9 protein-coding genes are annotated in these 12,947 nt (G+C 64.1%); 8 read left to right on the top strand and 1 reads right to left on the bottom strand.

The features are described from left to right. Nucleotides 1–94 precede the first annotated feature (94 nt). Genes CLM73_RS24810 through CLM73_RS29430 form a run of 3 tightly spaced genes read left to right on the top strand, consistent with a single transcriptional unit; the run spans nt 95 to nt 1,542 of the window. A complete protein-coding gene (locus tag CLM73_RS24810; protein ID WP_105240684.1) occupies nt 95–892 on the top strand; it encodes an IclR family transcriptional regulator in 798 nt (265 codons plus the stop codon). A gap of 4 nt (nt 893–896) precedes the next feature. Further along, nucleotides 897–1,424 (top strand): PaaI family thioesterase, encoded by a 528-nt coding sequence (locus CLM73_RS24805; RefSeq protein ID WP_105240683.1) that lies wholly within the window; start codon nt 897–899, stop codon nt 1,422–1,424. Further along, nucleotides 1,324–1,542, top strand: coding sequence for a pentapeptide repeat-containing protein (locus CLM73_RS29430; protein ID WP_105240682.1), 219 nt, complete (start codon nt 1,324–1,326; stop codon nt 1,540–1,542). Before CLM73_RS24805 ends, CLM73_RS29430 begins: the two co-directional genes overlap by 101 nt. On the opposite strand, the gene CLM73_RS24795 is transcribed toward CLM73_RS29430, so the two are convergent. Continuing rightward, the gene (locus tag CLM73_RS24795) at nt 1,446–3,293 is read right to left on the bottom strand and encodes a methyl-accepting chemotaxis protein (RefSeq protein ID WP_105240681.1); all 1,848 of its coding nucleotides are present in this window, start codon (nt 3,291–3,293) and stop codon (nt 1,446–1,448) included. The genes CLM73_RS29430 and CLM73_RS24795 overlap by 97 nt on opposite strands. Before the next feature lie 354 nt (nt 3,294–3,647). Here CLM73_RS24795 and CLM73_RS24790 point away from each other — a divergent pair, with 354 nt between their 5' ends. The 5 genes from CLM73_RS24790 (at nt 3,648) to CLM73_RS29035 (ending at nt 12,892) form a co-directional block, all read left to right on the top strand. Then, nucleotides 3,648–5,954 carry an effector protein Tle3 domain-containing protein gene (locus CLM73_RS24790; protein ID WP_105240680.1) on the top strand — a complete coding sequence of 769 codons (2,307 nt, stop codon included), beginning with the start codon at nt 3,648–3,650 and terminating at the stop codon, nt 5,952–5,954. Further along, nucleotides 5,951–7,615: a type VI lipase adapter Tla3 domain-containing protein gene (locus CLM73_RS29180; RefSeq protein WP_199778201.1), complete on the top strand. Its 1,665-nt coding sequence runs from the start codon at nt 5,951–5,953 to the stop codon at nt 7,613–7,615. The genes CLM73_RS24790 and CLM73_RS29180 overlap by 4 nt, the downstream gene beginning before the upstream one ends. Before the next feature lie 95 nt (nt 7,616–7,710). Next, nucleotides 7,711–9,375, top strand: a complete 1,665-nt coding sequence (locus tag CLM73_RS29175; RefSeq protein ID WP_199778200.1) for a type VI lipase adapter Tla3 domain-containing protein — start codon at nt 7,711–7,713, stop codon at nt 9,373–9,375. Between the two features lie 95 nt (nt 9,376–9,470). Further along, entirely contained in the window at nt 9,471–11,132 is a 1,662-nt protein-coding gene (locus tag CLM73_RS29040; protein ID WP_199778199.1) for a type VI lipase adapter Tla3 domain-containing protein, read from the top strand. Between the two features lie 95 nt (nt 11,133–11,227). Further along, nucleotides 11,228–12,892: a type VI lipase adapter Tla3 domain-containing protein gene (locus tag CLM73_RS29035; RefSeq protein ID WP_199778198.1), complete on the top strand. Its 1,665-nt coding sequence runs from the start codon at nt 11,228–11,230 to the stop codon at nt 12,890–12,892. The last annotated feature ends 55 nt before the right edge of the window (nt 12,893–12,947 follow it).

The raw sequence follows: 12,947 nt of genomic DNA, 5'->3' as shown, positions 1-12,947 counted from the left end.
TATGAATTGTATATAGACAATTAGGTGGGTGTGGAGAGCGCCCGCACGGCCCGCGCCGCACGGTATGCTTGCCGCAATAAAAACGGAGAAATCGATGAGTGAAACCAGTACCCCGGAACTTGCCGCCGCCGGCCCGCGCGTGCGGCCGGTGCCGGCCGTGACGCGATCGATCGCGATCCTGCGCCTCTTGGGCCGGGGCGGCGAGCCCATGACGTTGAAGGCCATCTCGCAGGAACTGGGCATGGTGACCAGCACCTGCCTGCACATTCTTCGCGTCCTGGTGGAAGAAGGCCTGGTGAAGGTCGATCCCGGCGCCAAGCGCTACAGCCTGGGCGTGGGCATGCTGACGCTGGCGCGCAGCGTGATCGAAAGCAACCCGTTTCCCGCGCTGGCGCAGCCGGTGCTGGATCGCATTGCCAACGCCGCCAGCGTCACCGCGATTGGCGTCGAGGTCTCTGGCAGCGATCACATGGTGGTGCTGGCGCTGTCGCGTTCGAACGCGCCGTTTCGCCTGCATGTGGATGTGGGAAGCCGCTTTCCGGCGCTGATCAGCGCGACGGGCCGGCTGGTCGCCGCGTTTGCGGATCTATCGGACAAGGAACTGGAGCGGCGCTTCAAGGCCTTGCGCTGGGATCAGGCGCCCGAGTTCGCGGCCTGGAAGGCCGACGTGGATGCCGTGCGCCGGCAGGGCTACAGCGTCGACCGCAACAACTACATCAACGGCGTCGTCGTGATCGCGGTGCCGGTGTTCGACAGCCATCAGCGCCTGACGCATGCATTGGTTGCCGCGGGCCTGGCCGAACAGCTCGATGCCGCGCGCGTGGAATCGCTGGCAGCGGAACTGCAGGGTGAGGCGCGCGCATTGTCGCAACTGATGGCTGCCAGGAGCTGAACCCATGGATACGCAATCCGCCGACGAGTCCGCCGTCCCGCCGGGGTGGCGCCAACGCACGCTGCCGGGCTTTGCAGGCCTGATCGGCCCGTTGTGGGTGCGCAAGAATGACGATGGCTGGGCCTATGGCTTGTTGGCCACCTCGGATCATCTGAACCCGGCGGGTGTGGTGCACGGCGGATTGCTGACCGCGCTGCTGGACCACGGCATCAGCGCAATCGCGTGGGAAGCGCTGGGCCGCCGCGCCTGCGTGACCGTGCAACTGGACACGCATTTTCTGGCGGCAGCGCTCGAAGGACAGTTTCTGGAGGTGCGCGGCCGCGTGGTGCGGGCCACGTCGTCGCTGGTATTCATGCAGGGGGAATTGAGCACGGACGGGGAGGTCGTCGCAACGGCCGTTGCCGTGCTCAAGCAGATCGGACCGCCCCGGAATGCGGCGGGCGAGGCTGCGGCAGGCGAGGCTGCGGCAGGCGATCCTGCGGCAGGCGGACCTGCGGCAGGCGGACCTTCGGCGGGCACGCCGGCAGAGTAACGCCCCGCCGGCGGTCCCGGATCAGCCCTGCGGCAGCGCGATCAGCCGGCCTGCGCTCGCCGTCTCTTCCTCGCGCAGCTTGAAGCGCGCAACCGCATCGGCCAACACACGCGCCTGATCGCTCAACATGCCCGACGCCGCCGTCGACTGTTCGACGAGCGCCGCGTTCTGCTGCGTGGCCTGGTCCATGTCGGCGACCGAGCGGTCGATCTGTCCCAGCCCCGTGCTTTGCTCGGCCATCGCGCCGTGGATCTCGCTCACCATCCGCTGCACGCGGTTGATGCCGTCAACGATCTCGGTCATGGTTGAACCGGCGGCCTGCACGCGTTCCGTGCCGCTCTTCACGTTCTGCACCGACGCCTCGATCAGCGTCTTGATCTCTTGCGCGGACGACGCGCTGCGTTGCGCCAGCGTGCGCACTTCGCCCGCCACCACCGCAAAGCCGCGGCCTTGTTCGCCGGCACGCGCGGCCTCGACCGCCGCGTTCAGCGCCAGGATGTTGGTCTGGAACGCGATGCCGTCGATCACGCGAATGATCTCGGTGATGCGCTGCGACGACTGCGAGATCTCGTCCATGGTGTTGACCGCGTCCTTCACCACCTGGCCCCCGCGCGCGGCAACCGCGCTGGCCTCGTCGGCCAGGCGCGTCGCATGTTCGGCGGTTTCCTCGGTCTGGCGCACGCTGGAGGCCAGCTCCGTCAGCGCCGACGACGTCTCTTCCAGGGATGCGGCCGACGTTTCCGTGCGCTGCGACAGGTCACGGTTGCCCATGTCGATCTCGCGCGTGGCGGCGCTCATCGAATGCACGCCGCTGCGCACTTCTCGCATGACGTAGGTGATCTTCTCCACGAACGCGTTGAACGACGCCGAAATCTGCGCGACCTCATCGTGGCCGACCACGGCCAGGCGGTGCGTCATGTCGCCGTCGCCCGAACCGATGGTGTCCATGGCGTCACGCACGGCGGACAGACGCTTGAACGCGCGCGATGTGATGACGCTGGCGAGGGCCACGGCCACCAGCGTCAGGACCACCAGCGAGATCAACGTGGCATTCAACACCTGCGTCAGGCCGACGGTGGCTTCGGTCTTGTCCAGCGCCACGACCAGATACCAGTCCGTGCCGGGGATGCGGCGCGCCTTCAGCAGCTTCTGCGCGCCGTCCAGCGCGATGTCGACGGGGGCGGCGCCGTCGCGGGCCATGGCCGCAATCGCATCGGCGGTCAGGGCCGGCGAAATGTCGGTCGACGGCTTGAGCGCCAGTTTGTCGTTCAGGTGCGAAATCACCTGACCGTCCGTGCCCAGCACGAACGCGCTGCTGGACGGGGTGGGGTGGATGGCCTTGATGATGTCCTTCACGCCATCGAGCGGTACGGCGCCGCTCAGTACGCCGGTCGTCTGGCCGTCGCGGATCATCGGCGCGGTAAACGCCACGTACAGCACGCCGGTGCTGGAGTCCCCGTAGGGCTTGGTGATCGTCAGCTTGCCGGCGGACACGGCGCTTTTGTACCAGGGCCGGGCGGTCGGGTCGTAATCCGCGGCGGTCTTGGTGGTGGAAAAGAAGGTCTTGTCGGACCAGCCGACGGTGGTGATGGGAAAGCCGTTGGTCTCGCCCATGAGTTTGGTCAGGCCCCGGGGATCGCCTTTCTCGACCACCTTCGCCGTGGCCTCGACAGCCTGCGCCTTGTCCGCCGACCAGCGCTCGATGGCGCTGGCGTTGCCGGACGCCACGGCGTCCAGCGTCGCGGCGATGGTGGACATCATGTTGTCGCGCACGATCTGGTAGGTGATGAGGCCCGAGAGCGTAAGCGCTCCCACCACCGTAAAGCAGGTAATAAGCAAAATGCGGTTGCGCAGCGACGTTATCTTCATGCTCGTGTACTGGATACGCCAACGCGAAGGTTGGCGGGTTGCTAGTCGGCCAGGAAACCCCCGGCCGCAATCCGCTAACGGCAGGCGGAAGCGGCGACTTTAGGGATGAGATCAAGAACTTTGATCCGACCCGCCGCAATCAACGACGAACACCGCATTTTCGAAAATTCCTTAGGTTCAACGGACCCCGTTTAACGGAAACTTTTCTGTTTCCGGCCGGAATTCGCCCCACGGCCCCCCTGATCTCGACGCAGCCAACCAACGCCGTCCACCGTCCTTACAGAGGCGTCGACGAGCAGGCGCGTGGCCGTCTCCCTACTCAACTCGCTCTCACCACTTGAGGAAAGCAGATCGATGACCCACCACATTCCCCTGACTGGGCAGACCAAAGCGTTGGTGGCCCCCGACGCGGGTCCGGCCTATGCGCAGATACAGCAACCCAAGCCCTGCATTGTCATCCTGATCCATGGCGTCAACGATCTGGCGGGCTCGTACGCCGACCAGGAGGAGGGAATCTGCGAGGGGCTGAACGAACGGCTGGATCATCTGACTACGGCGCGGGGCGGACGCAACATGGCGGCGCTGAATCCGGCGACTTACAGTCTTCCTGAAGATGATCAAGGAAGCGCTCCAGATCCAGACCGGGCTTATTACCGCCGCCTGCCGTTGGCAGGCAAGCTGGGTGGTCGCTCGCGCAGCGTGGTCATTCCCTTTTACTGGGGCTTCCGCGAGGAAGAGCAAGCCATCAACAAAAGAACGACGCATGGCGAATGGCTGGATCGCTTCGGCAACCGGCTGGATAAGGACGGCATCAAGCAAGGCGGGATGTTCGCCAATGCGACCACAAACATTCCCGACATGTTTGGAACCGGATTCTCCGGTAGGCTGGCCGGCGCAATGCCGGTCAACCCGGTTTTCGGATCACCCAGCCATCCGCTGATGCCCGCCCCGGGCCGACGGTACATGGTGCTGGCCGCGTTGCGACTGGCGGCGGTGGTGAAAACCATTCGCGGCTACAAAGGCCAGAGCGGCAGCGACGGCTTGAACGACACCATCAATGTCGTCGGGCACAGCCAGGGCACCTTGATCACGTTGCTGGCCAACGCGTATCTCAAGGAGGAGGGCGAGCGGCCCATTGATGCGCTGGTGATGATGAATTCGCCTTACGGCCTCGGCGAGCCCCTCCTCGAAAGCTTGCTGGTTCGTTCCAGCCAGCAGACCACACTCGCGCGTTTGCAGACGCTTGCCAACATCACGCAATTCATCGGTCGCCAGCCTAATGTGGTGCCCGCCTTGGCGGACATGGCCGACCCGGTCAACGAGGCCTGCGTTGGCGGCCTGCGCTGGACGGGCGACAAGTGCCGGACGACGGTGGACGGCCAGGAGCTGGACTTTATCGAGCGGGACAATCGCGGCAATGTCTACCTTTACTTCTCGCCCGAAGATCAAACCGTGGGCATGAAGAGTGTGCAGGGAATCGGTTGGCAGGGCGTTGCGAACATGGCGTCCATCACGGAGCTCGTGCCAGAGCGCTTCCTGCTCAGTTACGTGTCCGAGACGCTGAACAAGATGCTCCCCAAGGATAGGAGTGCCATTAAAAGAACCGTGCCGGCACTCGCAGCACTGGGCTCCAGGTTCTACCAGCGCGTCTTCACTATCCGCGAACGCGAGGCTGGGCGGCATCAAGTAGGAATGCCGCCGGAGTACACCTATCAATTGCTCACGACCGGAGAGTCGACGTGGGAGGGCTCGGCGCTTGGGGTGCTCCAGGAGTTGGGCCAGGCAACCTTCGCGACCGGGCAGACGATCCAAATCAACGCGCCCGCGCTGCCACGTGCTTTCGAGGCAGACTTTGGCGCACACGGCGCGCGCGATGCCAGTCAGGCATCAGGCGGGATCGCGCCGGTCTACGCACCGGATGATCCGATCGACGCATCGATTGCCGTGACCAATGGAGGCATCAACCATTTGGGATCGCGTTTCGTCGACCTGCCCGAAAGCGCAGGGCCCTTGACGGCGGCGCATCGAAATCAGGCGCGGGCCATGGCGTTAGCCCCGGAACTGGAAGCGCAACTGACCGACCTGAATGATCCGGCGCGCAATCCCTATAAAGATCCAGACAACAACGCATGGGCCGCCGACTGGCACCGCATCACGTTCGCGTCCTATAAGGGCGGCAGGCGCTTTTGGGTGAACTACCAAGAGAGCCCGAACGAGGCGCGCCGGCGCCGCATGAACGCCGAAAGAGCCGAGCAGAGCGCGTACTCGTTTCATTCCGCCATACCGATGAACAAGGAGCACAGTCGACGCGCGCTGGCCTATGACCTGGCGGTGGGTCAGGCGCGCAGCATCGACGATGAGGAGTTTTATTCCTATTTATGCCGGGTGGCGGACTGGCGGTTGAAGTGGATCAAAGACGATGCAGGCCATGAGGAAGCAGATGTCGAGGAAAACCTGCCGGATGCCAATACGCTTCGCCTCTACAACGAAGAGCCTACCGATCGAAAGACTTTAATAGACGTCACGGAGAGATATCGAAAGACGGGCCAATTGCCAACGATTGCCTCCGAAGCAAAACGCCCCACCGCGGTAATGAGCCAGACGCTGGAGGATCGATTCTTCGGCCGTCGCCCCGTGGCCGGCGAAGGAAATGTGGCATGAAGCATTTCAAACCTGTCACCGTCATTGTCTTGGTTGTCGCAACACTGTCGGGCGCACCCGCCGTCGGCGCGCCGCCGCTGCAGGCTGGGCCACTAGCTGACATCGCATGTCCGTTGCCGCCCGTGCCGATCCCCCACCACCTCATCGACCGCGAGGTGCCCCCTTCTACGCAGGAGTCATCCATGTCCTCATCTCAAGCCCCTTTGCCAAGCGCGAGCCTGGCCACACTCGATATCGTCCGCATTGGGCTGAGCCTTGACGTGTACCGCCAGGGCCAGGCGTGGGCACGTTTGCAAGCACAGAACGACGCGCAGCCTCAGGCTCTGCACGTGGGAACGGTCTTGCCGATGGACCCCGAGCGATATCCGGTTCTGGCAAATCTCAAGGATATGGCTTGGAGCATGCGCAAGGCCCACGCGCTGGAACTCGCGTTGCGAGGCTTTCCCGAACGATGGCCCATACCCACGCTGACCATTGCGCGCGACTACGGACCGAAGGAGGAGGAGCTTGACTCCACACCAGAAGAGGTGTCGAAGATGCTCAAACTGATGGTCGACGATCACAGAGCACCCGCAGGCATGCACTGGCACCGCATTCGGCAACTTGAACCCGGCGTCATTTGCAACACGACACCGGAGGCGGCCGTGGAGTATCTGTTTCGGCTGTTCGAAGTCAATCCCGACATGCCCGCGCTGCTCGTGTACTCGGTGGAAGGCTACAACATCGCCCGGGCTTTGGGGCCACGGCGCAAGCGCCCGATCGGCTTGGGCACCGGCCCGCGCCAGCCCGGCGAACTGACCGACGCGGTGGTGGCGATGATCGTGGCGCGCCCCGAGCGACTGGATTGGCTGCGCGCCTATGCGCCGTACACCAAACCCAATGCCCGAAACGACATCGATCCGGCCTTTACCGGCTGGAAGCGCCAGCCGCCCAAGGCATTCAGGCCAACGCCTTCGTTTCCCGAACCCATCACGGAGCAGGGCTTCAAGCAGTGGGACCGCCTGCGGGTGCTTGCGCAACTGCACCGGCCGGTGGAGGTTTCTCTGATGGAGGACGATCAGACCGGCAAGCCGTTAAAAGACCAGGCTCGCCATGCGGCGTTGGCCAGCGCCTGGCAGCGGGCCACCATGGGAATCATTGATGCACCCGCCCGGGTGTTCTACGACACCGGCAGCCCGACGGGCGGGCTGGCCGATCTGGCGCCCGCGCTGGCCACCGCGCAAAGCACGTTAGATCCCTTGGACTCCATGCAGAGCTATGACCTCACGCAGCGCCTGGGCGACACCGGCGCCTCCTCGCCTTTTGTGGGCATCGCGCTGGCGACGATGGGAAGCTATCTGAACGCCGACACCAGCGTGGTGATGCCGCTGCGCCAGCGCGGCAAGGCCACGGTGATTGCGATCACCTCGACAACGCCCGGCCAGAAGCCGGAAATCGATCCCTTCGACGTCAAGCTGCGGCCGCAGCACTCGAAGTACAGCGAGGCGCCGTCGCCTGAATTCAAGGAGCAGTTTGCCAGTCTGGTGCGCGAAAGCCAGCGCAACCAGCCGGCGCCCGAGCCCTATATCGATCCGGCCAAGGTGGCGTATGAACAGCGGTTGCTCGATGCGTTCATTGCATCAGCGCCGGGTGCGGATCTGCCGGAGGTGGACAAGAAGTGATCCGCGTAATGACTAGGACGGCGCTGGCGAGATGGGCCCATCCAACAGACCGACTGCTATCGAGGCAGGTCAGCCACGGGCAAGAGAAATGCGGCATGAAGCCGTTGAAGCCTGCCGTCGCCCTTGTTTTGCTGGGTGCGGCACTGTCCGGCGCACCCGCGGTTGGCGCGTCGCCCCTGCAGGCCGGGCCACTAGCCGAGATCGCATGTCCGTTGCCGCCCGTGCCGATCCCCCACCACCGCATCGGCCGCGAGGTGCCCCCTTCTACGCAGGAATCATCTATGTCCCCATCTCAAGCCCCTTTGCCAAGCGCGCGCCTGGCCACTCTCGAGATTGTCCGCGTCGGACTTAGCCTTGACGTGTACCGCCAGGGCCAGGCGTGGGCACATCTGCAGGCGCAGAACAATGCTCAGCCTCAGGCCCTGCACGTCGGAACTGTCTTGCCGATGGACCCCGAGCGGTATCCGGTTGTGGCGGACGACAAAAACATGGCCTGGGAACAGCGCAAATCTCATGCGCTGGAGCTCGCATTGCAAGGCTTTCCCGAACGCTGGCCCATTCCCACGCTGACCATTGCGCGTAGCTATGATCCGAAGGGAGAGGACCTTGATACGCCGCCAGAGCGCGTATCAAAGATGCTCAATCTGATGGTCGAGGATCACAGAGCGCCCGCCGGCATGCACTGGCATCGCACTCGGCAACTTGAACCCGGCGTCATTTGCAACACGACACCGGAGGCGGCCGTGGAGTATCTGTTTCGGCTGTTCGAAGTCAATCCCGACATGCCCGCGCTGCTCGTGTACTCGGTGGAAGGCTACAACATCGCCCGAGCCCTGGGGCCACGGCGCAAACCGCCAATCGGCGTAGGCACCGGGCCGCGCCAGCCCGGCGAATTGACCGACGCGGTGGTTGCGATGATCGTGGCCCGACCCGAGCGTTTGAACTGGCTGCGCGCCTATGCGCCGTACACCAAACCCAATGCCCGAAACGACATCGATCCGGCCTTTACCGGCTGGAAGCGCCAGCCGCCCAAGGCATTCAGGCCAACGCCTTCGTTTCCCGAACCCATCACGGAGCAGGGCTTCAAGCAGTGGGATCGCCTGCGGGTGCTTGCGCAACTGCACCGGCCGGTGGAGGTGTCTCTGATGGAGGACGATCAGACCGGCAAGCCGTTAGAAGACCAGGCTCGCCACGCGGCGTTGGCCAGCGCCTGGCTGCGGGCCACGATGGGAATCATCGATGCGCCAGCCCGGGTGTTCTACGACACCGGCAGCCCGACGGGCGGGCTGGCCGATCTGGCGCCAGCCTTGGCCGCCGCGCAAAGCACGTTGGATCCCTTGGACTCCTTGCAGAGCTATGACCTCACGCAGCGCCTGGGCGACACCGGCGCCTCCTCGCCCTTTGTGGGCATCGCGCTCGCCACGATGGGAAGCTACCTGAACGCCGACACCAGCGTGGTGATGCCGCTGCGCCAGCGCGGCAAGGCCACGGTGATTGCGATCACCTCGACAACGCCCGGCCAGAAGCCGGAAATCGATCCCTTCGACGTCAAGCTTCGGCCACAGCACTCGAAGTACAGCGAGGCGCCGTCGCCTGAGTTCAAGGAGCAGTTTGCCAGCCTGGTGCGCGAAAGCCAGCGCAACCAGCCGGCGCCCGAGCCCTATATCGATCCGGCCAAGGTGGCGTATGAACAGCGGTTGCTGGATGCGTTCATTGCATCAGCGCCGGGTGCGGATTTGCCGGAGGTGGACAAGAAGTGATGCGCGTAATAACTCGGAAGGCGCTGGCGAGGTGGGCCCATCCAACAGACCGACTGCTATCGAAGCCGGTCAGTCACGGGAAAGAGAAATGCGGCATGAAGCCGTTGAAGCCTGTCGCCGCCCTTGTTTTCCTGATCGCGGCAATGTTCGGCGCACCCTCGGTTGGCGCGCCGCCGATGCACGCCGGGCCACTAGCCGAGATCGCGTGCCCATTGCCGCCCGTGCCGATCCCCCACCACCTCATCGGCCGCGAGGTTCCCGCTTCTACGCAGGAATCATCCATGTCCATATCTCAAGCCCCTCTGCCAAGCGCGCGCCTGGCCACACTCGATATTGTCCGCGTTGGGCTGAGTCTTGACGTGTACCGCCAGGGCCAGATGTGGGCACATCTGCAAGAACAGAACAATGCGCAGCCGCAGGCATTGCATGTGGGAACTGTCTTGCCGATGGACCCCGAGCGATATCCGATTGTGGCAGACGACAAGGATATGGCGTGGAGAATGCGTAAGGCCAATGCACTGGAGCTCGCGTTGCAAGGCTTTCCCGAGCGCTGGCCGATACCTACGCTGACCATCGCACGGGATTATGACGCCACCAAAGATGCCAGGACGTCATCAGGGCGCGTATCAACGATGCTCAATCTGATGGTCGACGATCAGAGAGCACCCGCAGGCATGCACTGGCACCGCATTCGGCAACTTGAACCCGGCGTCATATGCAACACGACACCGGAGGCGGCCGTGGAGTATTTGTTTCGGCTGTTCGAGGCCAATCCCGACATGCCGGCAGTGCTCGTGTATTCGCTGGAGGGCTACAACATCGCCCGCGCCCTGGGGCCACGGCGCAAGCGCCCGATCGGCGTAGGCACCGGCCCGCGCCAGCCCGGCGAACTGACCGACGCGGTGGTGGCCATGATCGTGGCGCGCCCCGAGCGACTGGATTGGCTGCGCGCCTATGCGCCGTACACCAAACCCAACGCCCGAAACGACATCGATCCGGCTTTTACCGGCTGGAAGCGCCAGCCGCCCAAGGCGTTCAGGCCCACGCCTTCGTTTCCCGAACCCATCACGGAGCAGGGCTTCAAGCAATGGGACCGCCTGCGGGTGCTTGCACAGCTGCATCGGCCGGTGGAGGTTTCTCTGATCGAGGACGATCAGACTGGCAAGCCGTTAAAAGACCAGGCTCGCCACGCGGCGCTGGCCAGCGCTTGGCAGCGGGCCACCATGGGAATCATCGATGCGCCAGCGCGCGTGTTCTACGACACCGGCAGCCCGACGGGCGGGCTGGCCGACCTGGCCCCAGCGCTGGCCGCTGCGCAAAGCACGTTGGATCCCTTGGACTCCATGCAGAGCTATGACCTCACGCAGCGCCTGGGCGATACCGGCGCCTCCTCGCCTTTCGTGGGCATTGCGCTGGCGACGATGGGAAGCTATCTGAACGCCGACACCAGCGTGGTGATGCCGCTGCGTCAGCGCGGCAAGGCCACGGTGATTGCGATCACCTCGACAACGCCCGGCCAGAAGCCGGAAATCGATCCGTTCGACGTAAAGCTGCGGCCACAGCACTCGAAGTACAGCGAGGCGCCGTCGCCTGAATTCAAGGAGCAGTTTGCCAGCCTGGTGCGTGAGAGTCAGCGCAACCAACCGGCGCCCGAACCCTATATCGATCCGGTCAAGGTGGCTTATGAACAGCGGTTGCTGGATGCGTTCATTGCGTCAGCGCCGGGTGCGGAATTGCCGGAGGACGGAAAGAAGTGATCCGCGTAATGACTAGGACGGCGCTGGCGAGATGGGCCCATCCAACAGACCGACTGCTATCGAGGCAGGTAAGCCACGGGCAAGAGGAATGCGGCATGAAGCCGTTGAAGCCTGCCGTCGCCCTTGTTTTGCTGATCGCGGCAATGTTCGGCGCACCCTCGGTTGGCGCGCCGCCGATGCACGCCGGGCCACTAGCCGAGATCGCGTGCCCGTTGCCGCCCGTGCCGATCCCCCACCACCTCATCGGCCGCGAGGTGCCCGCTTCTACGCAGGAATCATCCATGTCCGCATCTCAAGCCCCTTTGCCAGGCGCGCGCCTGGCCACACTCGATATCGTACGCATTGGGCTGAGCCTTGACGTGTACCGCCAGGGCCAGGCGTGGGCACATCTGCAGGCGCAGAACAATGCACAGCCTCAGGCCCTGCACGTGGGAACTGTCTTGCCGATGGACCCCGAACGTTATCCGATTGTGGCAGACGACAAGGACATGGCTTGGGAGAGGCGAATGGCGCACGCGCTGGAACTTGGGCTGCAGGGGTTTCCTGAACGCTGGCCAATACCGACGCTGACGGTTGTTCGAGACTATGACCCGAATGCGGATGACCTCCGTGTTCCCCCAGATCGGGTCTCTCGGATGCTGACAAATATGGCGAATAATCAAAGAGCCCCGGCCGGCATGCATTGGCACAAAATCCGGCAATTGGATCCGGCGGGGGTCTGCAACACTACGCCGGAGTCCGTAGTGGAACATCTGTTCAGACTGTTCGAAGCTAATCCAGACATGCCCGCGCTGCTCGTGTACTCGGTGGAAGGCTACAACATCGCCAGAGTCTTGAGTCAGCGTCACAAACCTCCGATCGGCGTAGGCACCGGCCCGCGCCAGCCCGGCGAACTGACCGACGCGGTGGTGGCGATGATCGTGGCGCGCCCCGAGCGACTGGATTGGCTGCGTGCCTATGCGCCGTACACCACACCCAATGCCCGAAACGACATCGATCCGGCCTTTACCGGCTGGAAGCGCCAGCCGCCCAAGGCGTTCAGGCCAACGCCTTCGTTTCCCGAACCCATCACGGAGCAGGGCTTCAAGCAGTGGGACCGCCTGCGGGTGCTTGCGCAACTGCATCGGCCGGTGGAGGTTTCTCTGATCGAGGACGATCAGACCGGCAAGCCGTTAAAGGACCAGGCTCGCCACGCGGCGTTGGCCAGCGCCTGGCAGCGGGCCACGATGGGAATCATCGATGCGCCAGCCCGGGTGTTCTACGACACCGGCAGCCCGACGGGCGGGCTGGCCGATCTGGCGCCCGCGCTGGCCGCTGCGCAAAGCACGTTGGATCCCTTGGACGCCATGCAGAGCTATGACCTCACGCAGCGATTGGGTGACACCGGCGCCTCCTCGCCCTTTGTGGGCATCGCGCTGGCGACGATGGGAAGCTATCTGAACGCGGACACCAGCGTCGTGATGCCGCTGCGCCAGCGCGGCAAGGCCACGGTGATTGCGATCACCTCGACAACGCCCGGCCAGAAGCCGGAAATCGATCCCTTCGACGTCAAGCTGCGGCCGCAGCATTCGAAGTACAGCGAGGCGCCGTCGCCTGAATTCAAGGAGCAGTTGGCCAGCCTGGTGCGCGAAAGCCAGCGCAACCAGCCGGCGCCCGAGCCCTATATCGATCCGGCCAAGGTGGCGTATGAACAGCGGTTGCTCGATGCGTTCATTGCGTCAGCGCCCAGTGCGGATCTGCCCGACGTGGACAAGCAGTGATGCGCGCCTTGCCGCCGCCGGCGCGCATTGCAGAGGTCTATCCACCCCCCATCTG

The sequence above is a fragment of the Achromobacter spanius genome, from assembly GCF_002966795.1.
GTDB classification, from domain to species: domain Bacteria; phylum Pseudomonadota; class Gammaproteobacteria; order Burkholderiales; family Burkholderiaceae_B; genus Achromobacter; species Achromobacter spanius_D.
Note: the sequence above shows the minus strand (reverse complement) of the source record. Positions and strands in the feature narration are given on the sequence as shown.